Genomic DNA, 22,905 nt, shown 5'->3' with positions numbered 1-22,905 from the left:
TAACCTGCTTGTCAAGAATTTAACTTCACTCGTTTGAGCTTCCGTTGCCCTCGTTCGCTTCCTTCAGAGTCAACTTGTATATCTTATCAATTCTTCTCCCCCTTGTCAACTATTCTCGCACGTTTTTGGAGGGAAGTGATGATTCAAAGCCCTTGCAAATTTTATTTTCTCCTATACTAACCGTTGCTAAACGTTTCATAGCTATTTCATCTGATATAATAAGACTATGAAATCTTACTTCAAATCTAATAAACTATATCTGTTTTTAGCTTTCGTTATACCTCTAGTTATTGCCTTTTTATCCTTATTGGCAAATGGCATTTTTTGGAATAGTGCTACTTCTATTTTAGCAGGAGATGCTTACCATCAGTATGTTGGCTTACATAGTTTATATAGTCAACTTCTCCAGTCAGGTAAAGGTTTCTTCTATACCTGGACAAGTGGCCTTGGATTAAATCTATATGCTTTTGCCTCTTATTATATGGGAAGCTTTTTTATGCCCCTAACTTTCTTTTTTAACGTAAAAAATATGCCTGACGCCCTTTACCTTTTTACAATTTTGAAATTTGGATTTATTGGACTATCTGCTTTTGTCTCTTTTTCAAACGTATATAAAAGTATAAATAAATGGTTGCTTCTTGCCTTATCGATTTCTTATTCACTAATGTCTTATATGACTAGTCAGATTGAGATTACAATGTGGCTTGATGTCTTTATCCTTTTACCATTGATTTTCTGGGGATTGCATCAAATTATTGATGAAAAAGGACGATGGATTTATTATATATCATTAACAATCCTTTTTATTCAGAACTATTACTTCGGTTATATTATCGCCATCTTTATTAGCCTCTACTTTATAGTAAGAATGATTGCTGAAAGGCTTTCAATAAGGAAATTGATTGATTTTACTGTTGTTTCTATTTTATCTGCTTTGACAAGTTTGGTCATGCTTTGGCCCATGTATCTCGATTTAAAGGCAAATGGACAAGGATTTTCTAACCCTGATGGATATTTTACTCAGAATTCTTGGTATTTTGATTTATTTTCAAAAAATTTTATCGGTTCTTATGACACAACACAATTTAATGCAGTACCAATGATTTACGTCGGCCTGCTTCCATTAATCCTTGCCATTACTTTTTTCTTTATTAAGTCAATCAATTGGAAATTGAAAGTAGGAATGTTTCTTTTGGGTGGTCTGCTGATTGCTAGCTTCTACTTCAATTGGTTAGATCTTGCTTGGCAAGGCTTCCATTCACCAAACATGTTCTTGCATCGTTACAGCTTTATTTTTTCATTCATTGTGGTTATCATGGCTTTAGAAGCACTGCAAAAACTAAAAGAAATTAAGTTTTGGAAAGTCTTTATAGCGACTCTTATTTTGGCAACAGGTTTTATTGGAAGTATCATCAGCCATCACTATAGTTATATTCATTTTTATATGCCAGTCTTAACTGCTCTATTCCTTTTTGCTTTCCTAATCCTTTTTTATGGCTTACAAAAAAAATATATTTCCATGAATATATTTGCAATCATTGTTTTGATTTTCGCAATTGCAGACATTGGTATTAATAGCTATTACGAAATCTCTGGTGTCAGTAAAGAGTGGGTATTTGCATCAAGAACTTTCTACAATGATGTTACCAGTCGTATTCTCCCCGCTACTCAGGCTATTCAAAAGGCCAGCGGTAATAAGCTTGAAAGAACGGACAATGTCGCTCCTGACACTGCCAATGATGGTATGAAGTTTGGTTATAATGGAATTGCTCAATTTTCCAGCGTCAGAAACTCTAATTCAAGTGCTATCATGTCTGCTTTAGGTTTCAAGACGGACGGTCTTTATCTCAACCTTCGCTACCCAGGCAATACACTCCTTATGGACAGCCTTTTTGGGGTGAAATATAACATCAACTATTGGGCCCAACCTCCAAAGTTTGGTTTTGATCCTTTATTAAATGCACCAAGTTATGTTACACAAAATCCTTATTCACAATCTATTGGTATGTTTGTTCCAGGTGGGTATCATGATATTAATATCGTACAAAATAATCCACTCACTAATCAAACAAACTTTTTGAACGCGTTAACAAATTCTAATACCAAGCTATATACGAAGATCCATAGTAGTTCAGAAAAAGCAGAAGGGCAGGTCGTAAATACGAATGGACATGTTTCCTTTACCAAGTTAAAAAATTCTTCAACCGATCTTTCAATTACGTATTCATTGACTGTACCAGCTAATTCTCAGTCTTATATTCAGATTCCGAACATTACTTATGCTTCTAAAAACGATAAAAGCATTGTGATCTCTGTAGGTAACCACCTCTCCACGATGCCTACAGAAGATACTGGAGAATATTTTAATCTTGGGTATTTTGAAAAGGAGAGTACTCAGCAAATTACAATTACCTTTCCAAAAAATGACTGGGTATCTTTTGATCAAATAAACTTTTGGGCTATGGATATCAATGCCTATACGCAAGCCATGGCAAAAATAAAGGATAATCCCGTTTCAGTTAAAACGATTAAGAATGGTGCAGCGATCAACTATAGTGCCAGTCAAAATGGTCAACTCTTCCTAACTGTGCCTTATGATAAGGGCTGGTCAGCTATCCTTGATGGGAAAAAAGTTAAACTCTATAAAGCTCAATCTGGTTTCATGAAAATTGATGCACCTGCAGGAAAGCATCAGATAAAAATCTCTTTCTTCCCAGAAGGGCTTAAGGAAGGAAGCATTGCATTTGTTCTTGGAATTATATCATTTCTATTCTATAATCGTTTAAGAAAACTAAAAAATAGAAAAAGCTCTAGCTTAGATTGACTAAACTAGAGCTTTTTATAAAAAACACATTTTTAATTCTTTGCTTTTCCAGTCGCTTTGGATTCTCTTTCCAAGAATTTTGCATCATCTCCTGACATACGAGCATAACGCATAAATCTTTTACGTGAATCTAAAGTAGCTTTTTCGTATAACTTTTCTGCTTGATCCACATTTACTTTTTTTAGATTTGCAAATCGAGATTGTGTCAAAAGAAAATCATGTAATAATGAGAAATCTGGTCGTTTGAAATCCAAACTCATCGGATTCTTTCCAATCTCCTCTAGGGAAGGATTGTAGCGATAAAGCTGCCAATATCCTGAATTCACAGCTTGTTTAGCTTCCTCAAGTACAGCTGACATTCCCGCATAAAGTCCATGTGAAATACATGGTGTATAAGCAATGATCAAACTTGGACCTTTGTGTTTTTCTGCCTCCTCAAAAGTTTTGATAGTTTGCATCATATTGGCACCAGATGCAATCTGTGCCACATATACATTACCATAAGTCATTGCCATTGCACCAAGATCTTTTTTAGCACCCACTTTTCCCCCAGATGCAAATTGTGCAATTGCTGAAGAAGGAGTTGCTTTTGAGACTTGCCCGCCTGTGTTAGCATAGACCTCATTATCCATTACCAAAATATTAATATCTTCACCCGTTGAAATGACATGATCAAGTCCGCCAAATCCTATATCATAAGCCCAACCATCACCTCCAAATACCCATTGACTTGGTTTGACAAATTGATCTTTTTGTTTATATATAGCATCAAGATGAGGTGAGTTGAAACGCTCTGAACCCAAGACAGTCTTTAATTTTTCAGCACGCGCTCGCGTGCCTTCTGAATCAAAGAGGTGTTCAGCCCAATCTTTGGCAAGATTTTTCAAATCCTCTGACATATCTACCAGAGCTGACATTACTTCCTCTTTCAGCTTTGAACGACGCGCTACTGAGGCCATATGCATCCCATAGCCAAATTCAGCATTATCTTCAAAAAGAGAATTTGACCATGCTGGACCTTGATTTTTAAGATTAGTGCTATATGGAGTTGCCTGACTACCACCATAAATTGATGAGCATCCGGTAGCATTTGCGATCATCATTCGATCACCAAACATTTGGGTCAATAATTTGATGTATGGTGTCTCCCCACAACCTGAGCAGGCTCCTGAAAATTCAAACAAGGGCTGATTAAACTGTGTGCTAACAACAGAATTTGGACGTCCTTCAAAGGGGTTTGTCTTCGTTTTTAAAGTCATTGCAAACGCCCAATTAATTGCTTGCTCATGTTGCATCTCATAAGGAACCATCTTGAGAGCAAGATCTTTTTTAGGACAAGCTTGTACACATAGGCCACAACCTGTGCAGTCTTCAACCGAAACTTGAATACGGTATTTCATGCCATTGGCCTTGGTATAATCCATGACTTTGAATCCTTCGGGTGCAACATTCCACTCATCTTCATCTACCAGGAAAGGTCGAATAGCAGCATGAGGACATACGAAGGCACACTCGTTGCATTGGATACAATAATTTAAATTCCATTCAGGAACTTCTAAGGCAATCCCACGTTTCTCAACTGCTGATGTTCCAGTAATAGCGGCTCCATGAATAAGATTGACATCTACCAATTCTTTAACTGTTAATTCATCTCCTTCAAAAGCATTTACCTTATCAAGGAAATTCCAGCTGTATTTTTTTACAGGGCTATCTAAATGTTCAATTGTAGAACCTTTCCTCACTTCGATCTCTGCCCATTCAGCAGGAATGTTAACTTTTTGAAGTCCCTCAATAGCTTGGGACATCCCATTGAGATTGCATTCTACGATCTTCAGAGATTTCTTAGCATACTTTTGAGCATCGGCTTTTAACAAATCATAAGCTACTTCGAAATCTATAATCTCAGTCAACTTAAAGAAAGCTACTTGCATAATGGTATTAATTCGACGACCGAGATCATTATCACGTGCTATTTGGGCAGCATCAATTACAAAGAAATTAATATGTTTTTCTGCCAAAGATTTTTTTATTTTATCTGGTAAATTTTTTGAAATTGTTTCGGCCGGCCATGGACAATTCAGTAATAAAGTTCCACCCGATTTTATGTCTTTTAATAAATCATATTTATGAATATAAGTTGGATTTGCTACTTCCACAAAATCTGACTCTAAAATCATGTACTCTGATAAAATCGGCGAGTCACCAAAACGAAGATGACTTACTGTTAAACCACCCGATTTCTTGGAATCATATTCAAAAGCTCCCTGGACATATTTTTCAGTATGATCTCCGATAATTTTGATTGCTGCTTTATTAGCACCGACCGTTCCGTCTGAACCAAATCCCCAAAATTTAGCTTGATAGGTATCTTTTGGAGTTAAATCAGTATTGGCACGAGTTTTGAGGGAAAGATTAGTTTGATCATCCTTTATACCAATAGTAAATTGACGTTTAGGATTTTCCTTCAAAAGTTCATCAAAAGTAGCAATGATATGTTCAGGCCGTGTATCTTTACCACCAATGCCGTATCGCCCACCAATAACTTTAATATTCTTATCGAATAAAGTAGATTGAATATCCAAGAAAAGAGGTTCGCCATTTGAACCTGACTCTTTTGTGCGGTCCAAAACTGCTAGTGTCTTGGCAGTCAATGGAAGAGCTTCTAAGAATTTCTTCATTGGGAAGGGACGATAGAGGTGAATATTAATAAAACCAACTTTACGACCAAGTCCATTCAAGTAATCAACAGTTTGTTTTACTGTGCCAGCAACTGATCCCATGGTGACGACAATCTCAGTTGCATCAGGTGCACCATAGTAATCAACCAAGTTATAATTTGTCCCTCTAAGCTTGTTGATTGCTTTCATATATTTTTCAACGATACTTGGGACTTTCTCATAAAAGGGATTAACAAGCTCACGTTGTTGAAAATAGATATCTGAGTTTTGATTGGTTCCTGAGACAGTGGGATGATCCGGATTCATAGCGCGATCTCTGAATTTTGCCAATTCTTCTTGGTTAACTAAACTTGCTAAGGTTTCATAGTCAATGACATCAATCTTTTGAATCTCATGTGAAGTTCTAAAGCCATCGAAGAAATTCATAAAAGGGACAGAACTTTCAATTGTTGCTAAATGTGCAACTGCTGAAAGGTCCATTACTTCTTGAACACTTGATTCAGCCAACATGGCAAATCCAGTAGAACGAGCTGACATTACATCAGATTGATCACCAAAAATATTTAAAGCACCTGTGGCAATAGCACGGGCTGCCACATGAATAACTGTAGGTAATAATTCTCCAGCAATTTTGTACATGTTAGGCAGCATCAAAAGTAAGCCTTGAGACGCGGTGAATGTTGTAGCAAGACTTCCCGCCTTGATAGCTCCATGCATAGCACCAGCCGCACCTGACTCAGACTGCATTTCTGTAATCTGAACCTTCTGTCCCCATATATTTTTACGGCCTGCTGTTGCCCAAGCATCTGCATAATCAGCCATCGGTGAGCTGGGTGTAATTGGATAAATCATTGCAATTTCTGAAAAAGCATAAGCAATATGAGCAGCTGCCATATTTCCATCCATTGTTTTTTTATTAAATTTTTTCAATTCAAATTCCTTAGTAAAAAGCATTTATTCAATTTATCCATAATTTCAAGTATTGTCGATTCAAGAAACTTGGCAAAGCCGGATAAACCAAGGGCTCTTAGGTTATTTTGACAAGCTAATTTTATCACTAAGGCTTAAAAAAAGATAACCAACAGAGTGTCAATTATCTTTTACAATCTAAGAACTGATCCAAAATTTAATCAGAATATGACAATATGTTTCTTCAAACAGTAATCAATTATTAATCTTTTTCCGAGTTGGAAAGCTTGTGAATAAATTAATGTAAAAATATTTTGACAATCGTTTCCTCAGGATCTATACTATTTATGTTTGTGAGTTTTTATAAATAGTTTTTAAAAAGATTCTTATAGGAGATAATTTAAATTGAAAATTAATAAAACCCTCTCACTTGGCCTTGTCTCGGCTTCCGCTATTGCACTACTAGGGAGTTTTGGAGACACGACGTCAGCTAACGTAACAACTCGTAATATCAACTACATGCTTCCAGGTGACATTTTGACACTCGACGCTAGTATGGCGGCTGATGTCAATTCGATTGACCTTTTGGAAAATGTTGATGCAGGATTGGTGCGCTGGGACCCCAAAGCACAAGTTGTCAATGACTTAGCCAAATCTATCGAAGTTTCAAAAGATGGATTAACATACAATATCACTTTACGTGACGGGCTCAAGTGGTCAAATGGTGATAAACTAACCGCTCAAGATTTCGTGTATGGATGGCAACGGACAATTGATCCAAAAACAGGTTCTGAATATGCATATGCACTTGCACCTGTCGCTAATGCAAATGACATTATGGCTTCAAAAGCACCCGTTTCAAGCCTTGGTATCAAATCTACAGATGCTACTCACTTAACCATCACTTTAGCTCAGCCAACTCCTTATTTTGAAAAATTATTGACATTATCAGCTTATTATCCGATCAATCAAAAATTTGTCGAAAAAGTTGGTAAAGCTTATGGTTCAAGCTCTAACACAACCCTATACAATGGTCCCTATAAATTTGGTAGTAAAAATGGCTGGAATGGAAGCAATAAATCTTTCACTATTGTCAAAAACGACAACTTCTATGATGCAAAGAATGTCAAAGCTCCTGGGGTTACTTTTCAAGTCATTACAAATCCAACAACTGCAATTAATTTGTACAAATCTGGCAAACTTGACTTTTCAAGTCTTCCTACAAAAGAATTGATTGCGGCAAATAAATCAAATAAGACATACAAGAGCTTACCCGCACCACGTACAGATTCCCTTCAATACAATCAATCAGGTATAGTTCCAGCTCTTTCTAATGAAAAAATACGTGAAGCAATTAATCTTGCAACAAACCGCAAGGGTTTGATTGCAACAGCTGCCCCAAACTTCAGTGTACTTTCAACTGTCACTCCAACAGGCTTGGATACAGTTCCAAATGGACAAGACTTTAGTAAATATGCCGCTCAGCCATATAAATATGATGCGTCCAAAGCTGCTAATCTTTTTAAAGAAGGTCTTAAAGAAATAGGAAAAGACTCTCTTACTCTTTCTCTTGAGGGCGATGAGGATAATGTATTCCGCAAGGCTGCGGTAGACTACCTCAAAGCGAATCTTGAAAAAGACTTACCTGGTTTGACAATCAATGAGAATCTTGTTCCAAGCAAACAACGTATGCAAGATGCTCAAAACGGAAATTATGAAATTATTTTGACGAGTTGGGGAGCTGATTATAATGAACCATCCGACTATCTAATGAATTATGTAACAGGAAGTTCGTTGAACACTTCATTCCTTAGCAATCCTGACTTTGACAAAGCTTATAAAGCTGCAACAACTACCCCAGACGTACTTGATGCCAACAAGCGCTATTCTGATTACAAGGATGCCGAGGCGGCCCTATACAAAGCTTCTAACATCAACCCTATTGACACTGAGGCATACTCGCTTTTGATGAATCCAAAACTCAAAGGTATCTCTACTTTCAACTCAGCTATGATTTTTGATTTACGACATGCTCAGATTAAATAAACTCTATTTACGAAATCACTTTTTCTTTTTTGAAAGTGGTTTTTTAAAAAAATTTGATAACTCTAACATAAATTTTCTAAAAATTGTTTAAGTCAATTAAAGGTAATGGGATAAATTTAAAGCAACACATAAAATGAATTATAAAAGTGTTAATAGTTAGAAGTTATTTTATTGACATGAGTCAATCTTTTGGAAAAAATCTAACCCTTTAGAGTGCGTTCGAATTGCATCCTTAATGACTACAATTAAAATAAAACTAGAATAGTTAGCTACTTTCTTTATAGTAGACAAACTTGATAATATCATTAAAAAATTTAAACTCTTAAAATTTGGCAAATTGTAAAATTAGTTTAGCCACCTGAAGCAAGAAAAAAACACCTGAATTTCTTATACTTGAATTTGCAAGAAGACAAGTAGAAAAGGAATTCAGATGCACGATTATTTTAACACAAAAGGCAAGGAACTTACTTATACAGAACGTCAGTTGATTGAACGTTGGCACAACAAGGAGAAGCTAAGTAATCGTCAGATCGCTCAGCGCTTAAATAAAGCCCCTCAGACAATTCATCATGAACTCAAGCGGGGACAGGTTCAACTGAAGACCAAGACAAAGTACTCTGCAACTCACGCACAAGAATACCACAGCGCCAATAAAAGCCACTGTGGTCGTCATTCTAAGCTCACGCCGAACCTCAACGAAACGATTAGTGCGGGTGTCAGAGATAAAAAATCATTGGAAGTCATTCTCCAAGAACTGACAGGTGTTTGCTTGCGCACCCTCTATCACTGGGTGGACAAGGGCTGGCTGGATGTGAAATACCATCACTTGCTTTATCCTCATTATAAGAAGGCTAAGAAGCTCCGAAAAATACAACCCAAGCGTCCGTATGGCTTGTCCATTGACCAACGTCCAGAGGAAATTAACCAACGTGAAGCATTTGGCCATTGGGAAATCGATACGGTGCTTTTGACCAAAGAAAAAAATGACTGCCTTTTGACGCTCACAGAGCGCCAAACACGCTTTGAAATCATTCGTCTGATTCCTGACAAGACTTCAGCGTCAGTCAATAGGGCTCTTTTAACACTCCAAGAGGAGGTTCAGTTCAAATCCCTTACTTCAGATAATGGTCGCGAATTTGCCCGCCTTCATGAAGTAGTGCCTTGTCCTGTGTACTATTGCCATGCTTATGCGAGCTTTGAGCGTGGAAGCAATGAGAATCATAACCGCATGATAAGACGCTTCTTACCCAAAGGAACAAAGCAAACAACAGTTCAGGCTGTTGCCAAAATTGAGACTTGGATGAATCATTATCCAAGAAAAATGTTCAAGTATCAGACACCATTTCAGATGTATCGGGGTGGCTAAATTAAATTTGCAATTTGCCACTCTTAAAATTTTATAGAATGATAAAGACCTACCATAAAAACCTCAGTTCTTTTTAAGAATTGAGGTTTTTTCTGTATTAGTCTTTATTATCAACAGCTGCTTTGATAAAACCTACGTAAAGTTCTTCCGCGTGATTGGGACGTGATTGAAGTTCTGGGTGATATTGGCAAGCTACAAAGTATTTCTTATCTGATAATTCAATAATTTCAACAAGACGGTTATCTGGAGAAACCCCTGAAAAAGTAAAACCTGCTGCTTCAAACTGCTCTCGATAATCATTATTGAATTCATAGCGATGACGATGACGACGTTGAATGACATCCACATTACCATATGCTTGAGCAGCTTTGGAACCCGGCTTAAGTTTGGCTGGATAGAGGCCAAGACGGAGAGTTCCTCCCATGTCTTCAACGTCAATTTGGTCACGCATCAGATCAATCACTGGATAGGGTGTTTCTGGATTTAACTCCTTTGAGTGGGCACCTTTCAAATTGAGAACATTACGTGCAAATTCGACACAGGCCATTTGCATTCCAAGGCAAATACCAAGAAATGGAATATCATTTTCACGTGCGTAGCGAACGGCAGAGATTTTCCCCTCTGTACCACGGGCTCCAAACCCACCCGGTACAATGATTCCATCTGTTTCACCAATTATTTCAGCAACATTTTCATCTGTCACACTATTTGCATTTACCCATTTGAGATCAAGCTCAGCATCTGCCACATAGCCAGCATGCTTTAAGGCTTCAACTACTGAAATGTAAGCGTCAGGAAGCTCAACGTATTTACCAACCAAAGCAATTTTCACTGTCTTTTTGAGGTTTACTACATGATCCACCATAGCAGTCCATTCAGTCATATCTGCCGCTGGGGTGTCTAGTTTAAGTACCTTACAGACAATATCATCCATTTTTTGCTTTTGCAAGTTTAACGGAATCTGATAGAGATGTTCAACATCAAGCGATTCAATCACTGCTTCAGGAGCTACATCACAAAAATTCGAGATCTTGTTACGAATTTCTTGAGTAATTGGTACCTCTGTGCGCAGAACCAACATGTTTGCCTGAATACCATATTCACGAAGTTTTGCTGTTGCATTTTGTGCAATTTTTGTCTTTAACTCACCCGCTGCACGCAAATGGAGAATTGGGACAGTATGGATATAGAACACATTATCGGACCCAACTTCTGATTTCATTTGACGAAGGGCCTCAATAAATGGCAGAGATTCCATATCTCCAACTGTTCCGCCTACTTCAGTGATAATGATATCTGCATCAGTTGTAGTTGCAGCTAACTTGATCTTCTCTTTTAGCATATTGGTGACATGAGGAACCATTTGAACGGTTGCTCCAAGATATTCGCCACGACGTTCTTTTCGTAAGATTTCTGAATAAACTTTACCAGAAGTGACATTCGAATATTTATTCAAATTGATGTCAATGAATCGTTCATAGTGACCTAGGTCAAGGTCTGTTTCAGCACCGTCATCGGTTACAAATACTTCACCATGTTGATAAGGGCTCATGGTCCCTGGATCAATGTTAAGATATGGATCAAATTTTTGAACAGAAACTTTCAACCCACGGTTCTTTAACAAGCGTCCGAGTGATGCGGCAACGATGCCTTTGCCCATTGAAGATGTTCCACCGCCAGTAACGAAAATGTATTTTGTTGCCATTTAATCCTCTTTCTTTTAATTAGTATTAAAAATGTAGCTTATCTGAGCGCTAAAATAAAAAAACGCTCCCCTTGGAGGAGCTTCTTGAATTACCTCATCCAAATGAGGTGCCCTATTAATAATAGCAAAATGCCTGTCTGAAAGCAAGAGGTACATTTCACTTTAATTGTATTTTGCACGTTCCCCGCCAATCAGTTTAGGACGTGAAGTTAATGCAGTCACATGAGCCCAACCAAGTTCCTTTAAGACTGGACGAATCGGAATCTGAACATGCTTAACATGCATACCTATTGAGGTGTCACCAATATCAAGGCCTGCAAAAGCAACAATATGCTCAACCTCAACTGGATCATTAAAAAGTTGATATGCTGCGACTTGACCTGAGCCACCAGCGTGGAGTTGGGGAACAACTGACACCACTTCGAGGTCATTTTTATCTGCTACTTCGCGTTCAACCAAAAGAGCTCGATTTAGATGCTCACAAGCCTGAACAGCTAAGTAAATTCCTTTTGTCTTCAAAGTTTTATGAATCATTCCAACAATGACTTCGCCAATTTCAGCAGAACTCGCCTTACCTATAATTCCACCATTTACTTCTGAGCTCGAAAGTCCCAACACGAAAATTTGCCCTGCTTGAATACAAGTTTTTTCGATGACGTCATCAATTATTGTTTGAGTTTCTTCTCTTAATTTATCAAAGTCCATTTAAGACACCTGCTCTCTGTAAAATTTGTGAAATCATGAGTCCCACTAGGTAACCAATGGTGGTCTGAATCAAGTTCGGAATATTTGTCAATGGATTAATAGCTGTTGCAAACCCATAAAGAAACCAGCTCGCTAAGAAATATCCACACACCATGATTGCACCAGAGATAAACCAGTTCAATGCTCTACTCTTCGTAAAAGCACCAAAATAACCCTGAAGGCCATGAATTACTAAAGAAAAGAGCATCCATTGGGGAAAACCAGAGGTCAAATCAGTTAAAAAGGCAGCCAGCCCCCCTACAACAGCTCCTTCTTTTTTCCCAAATGCCAGAGAAACTGTGAAAATACCTGCATCAAGTAATGTTACATAACCATTAACCGCAGGAATTGGAATCTCTATAAAACGTCCAAGCACAAAGGTCAAGGCAGTCAAAATTGCCAAAAGGGCAATTGTTTTAGTTGTATATTTTTTTGCCATTACTTATTTGCTCTATTTGCTAATGCCATTTCAAAATTGACACCATACTTTTTATCGGCATCAGGGTCAGTCGCTTTGATCGAGGATACTACAAATTCACAAGCCGCTTGGGCAGCATCTTGAATTGACTTCCCATTAACCAACTCAGCTGTGAAAACTGAGCCAAAAATATCACCAGTTCCATGGTAAGAAGAAGGTTGTTTCTCAGCCATAGCGTAAGAAATATTGCCATCCTCATCAACGACCGCAGCACCTATTTTAGATTGCTCAAAGCTAATCCCCGTAATGACAATGTTTTTGGCTCCCATATTTTGTAAGGCTGATGCCAAATTCTCAATAAAATCCTCATTAATGCTTTCCTGATAAGGGAAGTCAGTCAGTAAGCATGCTTCAGTAATGTTTGGAATCAGAATATTGGCTACTGGTACAACTTCCTTCATTTTTTCAACAAAAGCTTGATCGAAAACTCCATAAAGTTCACCATTATCAGCCATAACTGGATCAACTACACTCAAACTTGGATATGCTTTAATTGTTGACTTAAGAATATCAATCTGCTTTGGATTAGCCATGAATCCAGAATAAATGGCTGTAAATGTCAAATCTAATTGCTTCCATGCCTCTAAAATGTTTTCCATCTCATTTGTAAGATCTAAATATGTAAAATTTTTAAATCCACCGGTATGCGTCGAGAGGAGGGAAGTCGGTAATAGTCGACATTCAACTCCAAAAGCTGAGATAATTGGCAAAGCGACCGTTAGGCTACAACGACCTATACAAGAAATATCATGTATTGCTAAAACATTTTTATTTTCTATCTTCATTATATATTACCTCTTTCAAGTATAGCCCTTCTGGATGAGCAGTAGGGCCAGCAAAATGACGGTTTCCAGTTGATAAAATTTTGTCTATTTGATCAACTGGAAACTTGCCATTACCAATTTTTATGAGAGTCCCAACCATATTTCGAACTTGTTTGTAAAGAAATCCGCTCCCACGAAAGCGAAAGCGAAAACTGCTTTCATCAATTTTTTCAACGGTTGCTAAACTGATTGTACGGACCTTATCTTTAACTGAACCGCCAGCAGCTGTAAAACCTTCAAAATCATGGGTACCAACAATTTTACTTGCTGCTTCTTGCATCAATCCTAAATCCAAGCGATAACGGAACCATGCTTGACTACGGCGTTTGAACGGACTTCGTGACACTGAATTGTCGAGTAAATATTCATAAATTTTTTCATGCGGGGTAAATCTTGCATGAAAATCAGATGCTACTACTTCCAGTTTCCAGATCGAAATATCAGCAGGTGTCTGAGTATCAAGAGCAAAGCGAATACGCTCGACAGGACGAGGATCTTCCAAATCAAAATGAATAACTTGACCACATGCATGAACGCCCGAGTCAGTTCGTCCCGCCATCCATAGTTTAAGTTCTTTGCCTGAATTAAGCTTTTGAAGAACTTTCTCAATTTCAGATTGCACCGTCCGACGACCAGGTTGTTCTTGAAAACCAGCAAAGTCACTTCCGTCATAAGAGATTGTTGCTTTAAATCTTGTCATCTAAATATTATAGCAGTTTTTTTATTGATGATTTAGACACTTTTAAAAATGGCTAAATTTTTTTATAATTTTTTGTCAAATATAACAAAAAATCGCCATAATGGAACGATTTTTTGTTATATTTGACCTTTTTTACTCAACAGTTACAGCTTTAGCGAGATTACGTGGTTTATCCACATCCAAGCCACGCTGTACTGAAGTTTCATAAGCAAATATTTGTGTCGGAACTACCATTGAGATAGCTGTTAACCAAGGGTGAACTTTGCTAACTACGAAATCATCAGATTCTTGCTCAAGTCCCTTTTGAGCTATTACAATAGCAGAAGCCCCACGTGAAACAACTTCCATGACATTGCCACGCGTGTGAGCAGCCACCGACGGATCAGAGATTAAAGCAAGAACAGGGGTGCCTTTTTCAATTAAAGAAATTGTGCCATGTTTTAGCTCTCCAGCCGCAAATCCCTCACACTGTACATATGAAATTTCCTTCAATTTTAATGAAGCTTCCATGGCAACAAAGTAATCCATTTTTCTTCCAATATAGAAGGCATTTCGAGTTGTCAAAAGATTTTTCTCTACAATCTTCGCGATCTTTTCTTTTTCAGATAAGGTTGCCTCAATTGATTGTGCAACAAGTGAAAGTTCTTTAACAAGATCAAAATCTTTAGCAATTTGAAGACCATTGGACTCTCCAACTGCCTTCGATAAAAATGCAAGTGTTGCGATTTGCCCTGTATAAGCCTTAGTTGAGGCTACGGCAATCTCGGGTCCTGCGCCAATCAACATGGTATAAGTGGCTTCTCTAGAAAGAGTAGATCCTGGTACATTTGTTACTGTTAAACTTGGGTATCCAAGTTCATTAACCTTCAAAAGTACCTGACGGCTATCAGCTGTTTCACCTGACTGACTAAGGAAGATAAAGAATGGCTTTTTCGAAAGCAAAGGCATCCCATAGCCCCACTCTGAAGCCACGCCGAGTTCAACAGGAGTTTCGGTTAAAGCTTCAAGCATCATTTTTGAACCATATCCAGCGTTGTATGAAGTCCCAGCAGCAATAATGTAGAGTCGGTCAGATTCTTGGACCGCTTTAACAATCTCAGGATCTACCTTCATCAAACCATTTTCACCGGCATAAGTTGCAATAAGTTTGCGCATTACAGCTGGTTGTTCATCAATCTCTTTAAGCATATAAAAAGGATAAGTTCCCTTACCAATGTCTGAAAGATCAAGTTCAGCCGTATAAGAATCACGTTCTACTTTATGCCCAGATTCATCAAGCACAGTGACCAAATCTTTTGTAACAATAACAAGTTCTTTATCATGGATTTCCATGAATTCTGACGTTTCACGAATCATAGCCATGGCATCTGAGCATACCATGTTGTAACCTTCTCCCAAACCAATTAACAATGGAGATTTATTCTTTGCTACATAAATCGTCTCTGGATCTTTCGCATCCATCAAAGCAAAAGCATAAGATCCCTCAATAATTGATAAAGCTTTCTTAAAGGCATCCAGAACTGAAAGTTCATCTTTTTCAACAAACTTAGCAATCAAATGAACTGCTATCTCAGTATCAGTTTGACCCATAAAACTTTCATCGACTAAGTATTCATCTTTGATAGTTTTAAAATTCTCAATTACGCCATTATGTACCAGAACAAATCGTTTTGATGCAGAGGTATGTGGGTGAGCATTTTCCTCAGTTGGTTTACCATGGGTCGCCCAACGCGTATGACCAATACCAGCTGTTCCAGCAACATCAATCCCCAGTTTGTTCCGTAAATCATCAATACGTCCCACAGACTTAACGAGTTTTGATTTACCATTTTCTCCTGTGACAAAAATACCAGCCGAATCATATCCTCGATATTCCAGTTTTTCGAGACCTTGCATTAAAATGTCTGTTGCATTACGATTGCCCACTAGACCAACAATTCCACACATAAATATATATCCTTCTTTCGTTTTATAAAATTGGTATAGTACCATTTTCATTTAATAACAATGATAAAATCATTATATTATTCATTATTTTGTTTGTCAAGTTATTTGAATAAATAATTGGTATATATTAATTATAATTATTTATTAACGTATTTTTATTTATTTTGGCAACTTATAAAATTAGTTTAGTTACCTTAAGAAAGTAAAAAACACCTGAATTTCTTATGCTTGAATTTGTAAGAAGACAAGTATAAAAGGAGTTCAGATGCAAGGCGATTGTAACACAAAAGACAAACAACTTACCTATACAGAACGCCGGCTGATTGAGTGGCTGGCACAGCTAAGTCATTGTCAAATCGCTCAGCTCCTAAATAAATCACTCAGACGACAAACAATGAACTTCATTTGGGGGAAAGTACACTTAAAAATAAAGACAAAGTATCCTGTGCTTCATGCATAAGAACACCACAGCATCAATAAAAATCACTGCGGTCGTCGTTCCAAGCTCTTGTTGAAACTCAATGAAACCCTTAGTACGGGTGCCAGAGATAAAAAATCATTAAAAGTCATTCTCAAAGAACTGACAGGCTACTTGTCTTCGAACACTTTATCACTGGGTGGACAAAGGCTGATTGGATGAAAATACCATGACTTACCTTATTCCCATTATAAGAAGTCTAAGAAACTTTAAAAAATTCAACCGGAGCGGTTGTATAGTTTGTCCATTACTCATCCTGAAGAATTTAGCCATTAGAAAATCAACACGGCGCTTTTGACGAAAGAAAAAAATGACCATCACAAAGCACCAACCACGTTTTGAAATGATTCGCCTGATTTCTGGCAAGACTCCAGATAATAGTCGTGAATTTGCCTGTCTCATGAAGTGTTGACTTGTCTGGTTTACTATTTCCAAGCCTATGCAAGCTTTGAATGTGGAGGCAATAAGAATCATAATCGTATAATCCGACATTTCTTACCAAAAAGAAAAAGAAAACAACAGCTTCAGCTGTTGCCAAAATTGAAACCTGGAAAAATTGTTATCCAAGAAAAATGCCTGACTATAAGACATCACTTCAGATGTTTAGGGATGGTTAAATTAAATTTGCAATTTGCCAAATAAAATTCATAGGTAAAAAACTACATATATTTTAATCAATATTTACAATTACTCACTGAATTTTTCTTTTTTGCGGCTTTTCATTTCATACATTTTTCTATCAACTTTTTGATAATAGTAATCAAAATTATTCTTGAATGGTAATTCCATTATAATAGCCCCAATAGAAAATTCATATGGCGCCATTTCTTCCTCAACTTTTTGCATTCTATCCCAAACACATTTCTGAATTCCTTTGCCATCAATTTCTTCAAAAAGAAGGCAGAACTCATCTCCCCCTAATCTGCATATCATATTAGGTTCTGGAAAATATTTACGAAGATTTTCCGTAAAGCGTATAAGTACTTTATCTCCTTCAAGATGCCCAGAATTATCATTGACTTGCTTGAAATCATCGATATCAATATAGATTAGAATTTGGTTTTTGTCGCTTAATGGCAATTCAGTTTCCACATATTCTATCAACTTACGCCTATTATAGACACCGGTTAATGGATCTATATAAATTAAATGGTATATTTTGTCTTGCTCTAAGATATCATCAGTAACATCAATAGTATGTATCATCAGAGCATATGGGCTTCCACTTTTGTCATAAAGGGGAGTGTAATAATTTAACACGTAAAATTCAATATCATTTTTATTAAAATGCTCAACTTGATTTGTGAGGCCATTATATAAAGCATTTTTAAAGGTCTCTTTAGTTTTAAAAAAATGTTCTTTTGACAATATACTAGATAAATTTTTCCCTACAACTGGAGTCACTTTGAAAAAATGTTCCATAAACCTTACATCAGAATCGCTTACTGCTAAATAATTTAACTCTAAATCGACAACATATATACTAATCTGTTTAACATCCCTCATAATAGATGAAACAATATCTATTGTCTTTCTTTTTTCATTTTTATATTGATAGAAAGACCAGATAAAAAAAAAGATAAAGTTTAATAAAATTAAAAAAATTAGAGGGAAAGAGTCATCATAAATAAAAATTACTAATAATATAAGTTCAATAAAGAATAATAAGAAAAACAAAAATTCAGAGCTTATATTTTTTCCTTTTTTTAATCCCTTTATCAACTATATTCACTTCCTTTGCTTTTTAAAAAGTTACAACAGTAAAAATATAAAACAATTGTACTCAAGCCAATCCCCCAAACTGCTAGAAATCATCTTTAAAAATTATTTAGATGCCAAATTGATTTTAACATAATTTTAATTGTGATACTATACCGAAATGTTATTTTTGAAAATGGCAAATGTAAAATTTGTTTTTCCAACCCCCAAAAAAAATTAACATTCTTGCTTGAATTTCAAAAGGTAAAAAGTTTTTAAATCAAGTCTATACTGAAACATACGGAAGATAATTTACCAAAATGCGACTTCAGTCGATCAAATATTGGCATATCAGTAAATCGTCAGATCGACTCAGCCCCTGAAAAAATTTTCTACAGACGATATACAATATGCTTATAAATTGTAAAACTTGTTTTGAAAATATCTGTATCTTTTTAGTTACCTCAACATTGGTCAATACATATCATTTAGGATTCAGGAGATTTTGTTTAGATATTCATTACTTCGGATAAAGGTCGTGAATTTTAAAGCATTTATAAAGCAATAACTTGTTCAGTTTACTATTATTGTATTGTGCTCGTAAGAGCTTTGAAAAAGAAGGCACCCACAGGGTCAAAAGCTGAATGATCTAGCATTCCTGGTCAACGTAACAAAAAAACAGCAAAAGCTGTTGTCAAAAATTGAAACAATGTGATTTTGAAATTTACAACATAGAAAAATCAAACTGTTCGTTATTGGTGTTACCTAATCCTGGTTTAATCGTCCCTTTCCCAAATAAAAAGCCTTGAAATCGACAGACTCCCTTTTTTTTAAGACAATTTGCGGTTCTTAAATCTTCAATTCTTTCAACCACTAATTGTTTATCAAACTTTTTCGCAAGTTCAACAATGGAATCAATATTTTGGATTGTCTCAATACTGTTATCTAACAAAGAAAATTTTATTCGATCGATTTTATCAGCGTGTTTGGAAAAAAATTGAGTAGTATTATTTCCAACAGTAATATCATCTAAAGCAATACCAAATCCTAATTTTTTAACATTTTTGAGAATTTTTGTAAAATCAATAGAACATGAACTCTTAGGAACATGCTCAGTTAGCTCAATGGTAATTCGATTTGCATATTGAGATAATTTTTGTAAAAAGCAAACTGTTGATGGTTGTTTCCACTGATCTGGATTAATGTTCACTGAAAAGTTGCTATTTTTATGTTCTTTTATTTGCGGGATTAATTGTTCAGCATACCATTCCATAAAAATCAAATTTGAATCCTCTGAAGAATTAATAATATTAAATTCGTCAATTGGAAATTTATCATCATCTTTTGAGTGAAGCAGCACTTCATACTCATTACACTGAAATTGGTTCGAGCCAATTGCTTGCACAATTGGCTGATAAACCACGTAGAACTTTTCATTTAATGTTTTTATATTCAATATTTATTAATTTCCTTCAATAATTATAAATTTGACAAATTGTAAATTTACTTAACACCCAATTCTACTTTACAAAGATACTTATTGCAATGGATAAATCTTATTGAAAATCATTATTTTTTGTTTTGTACATTTTGTCAACTGAATATCAGACTTTTTGAAAACCATTAAGTATCTATTTGTTTATCAGGAAACAAAGTATCATCATTTCTTGCAAGACCAGCAGTATTGATTTTATTACAAAATAAGCAAACTTCCTTATATCCTCAAGCTTAAATATATTAGAGTTTCCTCCAAACAACATTGAGTTAATTCGTTTACAAATTGTAAATGTTATTAAAATAAACAATCATGTAATATCCTGTATAAGATATAGCAACGTCTAGGTTAAAATATAATTTGAAAACTTTACATAAGGCAAGTAATTACCACATTAAATACTCATAAGTTTGAATCTCTATCCTAGCAATCCCGAAATAATATAATATTTATACAATTTCAGATATTTTCACAATCAATTTAACATACAATACAATATAATGAAACTAACAATTTTTTACAAAGCATTCTGTAAAATTATTGTTTGTAGGTGTTTGGTAATCCTGTACACGAGAAAACAACACAAAAATCTGAAAGATAATTGACAGTGCCATAAAATTGATGAATAAAAAGATTGTATTTATTATTTTCAAACATTCAGTGTATTTTACTACAACTATAAATTTCAGGACGTGCATTAAAACATATACTTGGTGGCTATAAATAGATTCCTAAAAACTTTAATCCCAGTTTGACTTGTTCCATAGGAAAGTAATTTTTAAAGCATAAGTCATTTAAATATGTCAATAGCCATTTTTACCTCGCTTAATACTAACGGCATGACAATGTCATGATAAATGAAAATTATATTGAATATCTTTGCATTTTCCTAAAAAACAATCTGCTTTTATATTTATTTTTAAGTAAGCATAACTTAAACTATACTCAATTTCAAGGTTCGAAGACCTTTATCGCTGAATCACAAGACTTGCCTGAAACTATTTTTAAGGTTATATTATATGGATATAAACTGATAATCATTCTAAAAAATGAAACTCATCAAATTAATATGGAATTTGATGAGCTTAAATTATATATTTTATTTGTTTGAAAAAGGCAAGAAATCAATCATGCCGAAAATATTGTGAGTCCGTTCGCCTTAACAATATGAGCTTAAAAATTTATTGACCATCAATCTTCGATTATGCTTTTTTACTTTTTTTATTTGCGTACATATTTTGATCAGCTATTCGATAATAGTAGTCAAATCTATTATCAGTTGGAGTTTCTATGAAAGTGAACCCCATTGAAATTGAATACGGTCTGAACTTACTGTTAATTCTAGATTCTATTCCAACAATATTATCTTCTAGGATATAACTTTCAATTGATTCAAAAATTACACAAAATTCGTCCCCTCCCAATCTAGTAACGATGGCTTTTTCTGGAAATATTTCATTAAATAGATTTGACAATCGAGCCAGTAATTTATCTCCAATATCATGTCCGAACGTATCATTAACCAATTTAAAATCATCAATATCAATAAGAATCAACCAGTACTTTTTGCCAATATATTTTGATATTTTTTTAAAATATTCAGATAATTTTCTTCTGTTATATACACCTGTTAGTGGGTCTGTAACAATTAATTTGTTTTTTTCTGTCTCACTATTTACATTTTCTGTAATGTCAAGCGTCACAACCAAAACTGCATATGGTTTTTGATTTTTATCATATAATGGAGAATAATAGTTCAAAAAGTGTAAGTCCTCTCCATTAAGAAAAAAATGATCAACATTGGAAAATATACCAGATTTGATTGCATTATTACAATTTTCCATTGTTTTTTCAAAATACTCTGGTTTTAAAATCTCCGACATGTTCCCGCCTACTTTGGGAGTAGCATGAAAATTCTCCTTCATAAACTTCAAATCTAAATCACTAATTAGTAAATAATTCATATCTCTGTCTATTACGAAGAAATTTACATTTTTTAGATCTCTAACTATGTCTTTAAAAATTAAAAGCTGTTTATCTTTATGCTCTATATGGCTCAAATTTATGAAAATAGAGCAAAGCATAATGATAAAAACTACTAGAAAATCTATCCAAACTAAAATTATCGATCTTTGAAAAATAAAAAGAAAAGCTATGAAAAAAAATAAAAAGAAGTACAAAAAACCTCTGCTGCCAAGTATGGATAATTTCGAATTAAATCTCATAATAAATCAATAGCTTTCTTATTTTATTATTACTCAAAATATTATTCTTCCTCCTAATAAGATAAGCAAAAAAGTTGTCTCATTAAGTAACTATTTTTTTAAGACAACTTTTAAGCTTAGTTTGTTAGAATTTCATTTTGCTTTATATGCCTGAGGTTCCAATAACAAAAATATTCTTTTATACTTATCGTTAAACTTATAAATAGAGATTTTGAATAAAATCGAAATTTGCAGTAACAATCGCAAATCAATGTTGTATATTATTTGAATATTAAGAAGAGATTAGCTTAATCACATCCTTTACTAGCCCTTCTGGTAGTCAACCTTTAATATTTCCTCATTCATAATTTGATCAAAAGATATTATGAATTTAATGTCAGTGTATACTTAGACTGGGGTTCACAAATTTCTAGACTTTAATTTCTTAGAAAAATTTTTTCAAATATTATCTATTCAGGAATAGAAACCTAGCTATCATTTTTTTATTATACTATATATAGTATGTAAAATACAAATTTAATGATAGAATTCGTAAGAAAGCCTCTATATAGATATAAAAGTTCCAACATTCAAGAGTTCATCCATATATTTATTATCGATAACCTAGAATTCGTGAAAATCGTGAAAAACAATTTAATTTTACTTATGCTAGAAATAAATCGAAATTTTCTGAAATTTTTTATAGAGTTAAATATGGCAAATTGTAAAATTAGTTTAGCCACCTGAAGCAAGAAAAAAACACCTGAATTTCTTATACTTGAATTTGAAAGAAGACAAGTAGAAAAGGA

General features: G+C 35.0%; 14 protein-coding genes. 4 read left to right on the top strand and 10 right to left on the bottom strand.

The window, feature by feature from the left end; genetic code table 11:
* The first annotated feature begins 226 nt into the window (after positions 1-226).
* On the top strand, positions 227-2,824 hold the full coding sequence (locus HNQ37_RS06940; protein WP_183540660.1) for a YfhO family protein: 2,598 nt from the start codon (positions 227-229) through the stop codon (positions 2,822-2,824).
* Between the two features lie 32 nt (positions 2,825-2,856).
* On the opposite strand, the gene nifJ is transcribed toward HNQ37_RS06940, so the two are convergent.
* The gene (nifJ, locus tag HNQ37_RS06935) at positions 2,857-6,456 is read right to left on the bottom strand and encodes a pyruvate:ferredoxin (flavodoxin) oxidoreductase (protein WP_183540658.1); all 3,600 of its coding nucleotides are present in this window, start codon (positions 6,454-6,456) and stop codon (positions 2,857-2,859) included.
* Between the two features lie 360 nt (positions 6,457-6,816).
* On the opposite strand from nifJ, the gene HNQ37_RS06930 reads away from it, so the two are divergent.
* Positions 6,817-8,457, top strand: a complete 1,641-nt coding sequence (locus HNQ37_RS06930; RefSeq protein ID WP_246415623.1) for a peptide ABC transporter substrate-binding protein — start codon at positions 6,817-6,819, stop codon at positions 8,455-8,457.
* Positions 8,458-8,887: 430 nt separating this feature from the next.
* Positions 8,888-9,823: an IS30 family transposase gene (locus tag HNQ37_RS06925; RefSeq protein WP_183540656.1), complete on the top strand. Its 936-nt coding sequence runs from the start codon at positions 8,888-8,890 to the stop codon at positions 9,821-9,823.
* 97 nt (positions 9,824-9,920) lie between these two features.
* On the opposite strand, the gene pyrG is transcribed toward HNQ37_RS06925, so the two are convergent.
* From pyrG to glmS, 6 genes are all read right to left on the bottom strand, one after another.
* On the bottom strand, positions 9,921-11,528 hold the full coding sequence (pyrG, locus tag HNQ37_RS06920) for a CTP synthase (RefSeq protein WP_183540653.1): 1,608 nt from the start codon (positions 11,526-11,528) through the stop codon (positions 9,921-9,923).
* Positions 11,529-11,690: 162 nt separating this feature from the next.
* Entirely contained in the window at positions 11,691-12,233 is a 543-nt protein-coding gene (locus HNQ37_RS06915) for a TIGR01440 family protein (protein WP_183540651.1), read from the bottom strand.
* Entirely contained in the window at positions 12,223-12,711 is a 489-nt protein-coding gene (locus HNQ37_RS06910; protein WP_183540650.1) for an ECF transporter S component, read from the bottom strand. Before HNQ37_RS06910 ends, HNQ37_RS06915 begins: the two co-directional genes overlap by 11 nt.
* The gene (locus HNQ37_RS06905; protein WP_183540648.1) at positions 12,711-13,535 is read right to left on the bottom strand and encodes a pyridoxamine kinase; all 825 of its coding nucleotides are present in this window, start codon (positions 13,533-13,535) and stop codon (positions 12,711-12,713) included. Before HNQ37_RS06905 ends, HNQ37_RS06910 begins: the two co-directional genes overlap by 1 nt.
* Positions 13,519-14,274 (bottom strand): tRNA pseudouridine(38-40) synthase TruA, encoded by a 756-nt coding sequence (gene truA / locus HNQ37_RS06900; RefSeq protein ID WP_183540646.1) that lies wholly within the window; start codon positions 14,272-14,274, stop codon positions 13,519-13,521. The genes HNQ37_RS06905 and truA overlap by 17 nt, the downstream gene beginning before the upstream one ends.
* A 132-nt stretch (positions 14,275-14,406) precedes the next feature.
* Entirely contained in the window at positions 14,407-16,221 is a 1,815-nt protein-coding gene (glmS, locus tag HNQ37_RS06895; RefSeq protein WP_183540644.1) for a glutamine--fructose-6-phosphate transaminase (isomerizing), read from the bottom strand.
* Positions 16,222-16,486: 265 nt separating this feature from the next.
* Between glmS and HNQ37_RS06890 the strand changes: the two genes are divergently transcribed.
* Positions 16,487-16,681 (top strand): helix-turn-helix domain-containing protein, encoded by a 195-nt coding sequence (locus HNQ37_RS06890; RefSeq protein ID WP_183540641.1) that lies wholly within the window; start codon positions 16,487-16,489, stop codon positions 16,679-16,681.
* 705 nt (positions 16,682-17,386) lie between these two features.
* Here HNQ37_RS06890 and HNQ37_RS06885 read toward each other — a convergent pair.
* The 3 genes from HNQ37_RS06885 to HNQ37_RS06875 form a co-directional block, all read right to left on the bottom strand.
* The gene (locus HNQ37_RS06885) at positions 17,387-18,421 is read right to left on the bottom strand and encodes a sensor domain-containing diguanylate cyclase (RefSeq protein WP_183540639.1); all 1,035 of its coding nucleotides are present in this window, start codon (positions 18,419-18,421) and stop codon (positions 17,387-17,389) included.
* Positions 18,422-19,121: 700 nt separating this feature from the next.
* Positions 19,122-19,853: an EAL domain-containing protein gene (locus tag HNQ37_RS06880; RefSeq protein ID WP_183540637.1), complete on the bottom strand. Its 732-nt coding sequence runs from the start codon at positions 19,851-19,853 to the stop codon at positions 19,122-19,124.
* Between the two features lie 1,241 nt (positions 19,854-21,094).
* Entirely contained in the window at positions 21,095-22,117 is a 1,023-nt protein-coding gene (locus HNQ37_RS06875) for a sensor domain-containing diguanylate cyclase (protein WP_183540635.1), read from the bottom strand.
* Between the last annotated feature and the right edge of the window lie 788 nt (positions 22,118-22,905).

This window comes from Lactovum miscens (genome assembly GCF_014202895.1).
Lineage (GTDB): Bacteria > Bacillota > Bacilli > Lactobacillales > Streptococcaceae > Lactovum > Lactovum miscens.
This window is presented reverse-complemented; position numbering and strand designations above follow the sequence as displayed.

What these genes read in the sequence shown, in the direction of transcription:
- HNQ37_RS06940 (WP_183540660.1), top strand. Translation starts at nt 227, where the DNA reads ATGAAATCTTACTTCAAATCTAATAAACTATATCTGTTTTTAGCTTTC.
- nifJ (WP_183540658.1), bottom strand. Translation starts at nt 6,456, where the DNA reads ATGCTTTTTACTAAGGAATTTGAATTGAAAAAATTTAATAAAAAAACA.
- HNQ37_RS06925 (WP_183540656.1), top strand. Translation starts at nt 8,888, where the DNA reads ATGCACGATTATTTTAACACAAAAGGCAAGGAACTTACTTATACAGAA.
- pyrG (WP_183540653.1), bottom strand. Translation starts at nt 11,528, where the DNA reads ATGGCAACAAAATACATTTTCGTTACTGGCGGTGGAACATCTTCAATG.
- HNQ37_RS06915 (WP_183540651.1), bottom strand. Translation starts at nt 12,233, where the DNA reads ATGGACTTTGATAAATTAAGAGAAGAAACTCAAACAATAATTGATGAC.
- HNQ37_RS06910 (WP_183540650.1), bottom strand. Translation starts at nt 12,711, where the DNA reads ATGGCAAAAAAATATACAACTAAAACAATTGCCCTTTTGGCAATTTTG.
- HNQ37_RS06905 (WP_183540648.1), bottom strand. Translation starts at nt 13,535, where the DNA reads ATGAAGATAGAAAATAAAAATGTTTTAGCAATACATGATATTTCTTGT.
- truA (WP_183540646.1), bottom strand. Translation starts at nt 14,274, where the DNA reads ATGACAAGATTTAAAGCAACAATCTCTTATGACGGAAGTGACTTTGCT.
- glmS (WP_183540644.1), bottom strand. Translation starts at nt 16,221, where the DNA reads ATGTGTGGAATTGTTGGTCTAGTGGGCAATCGTAATGCAACAGACATT.
- HNQ37_RS06890 (WP_183540641.1), top strand. Translation starts at nt 16,487, where the DNA reads ATGCAAGGCGATTGTAACACAAAAGACAAACAACTTACCTATACAGAA.
- HNQ37_RS06875 (WP_183540635.1), bottom strand. Translation starts at nt 22,117, where the DNA reads ATGAGATTTAATTCGAAATTATCCATACTTGGCAGCAGAGGTTTTTTG.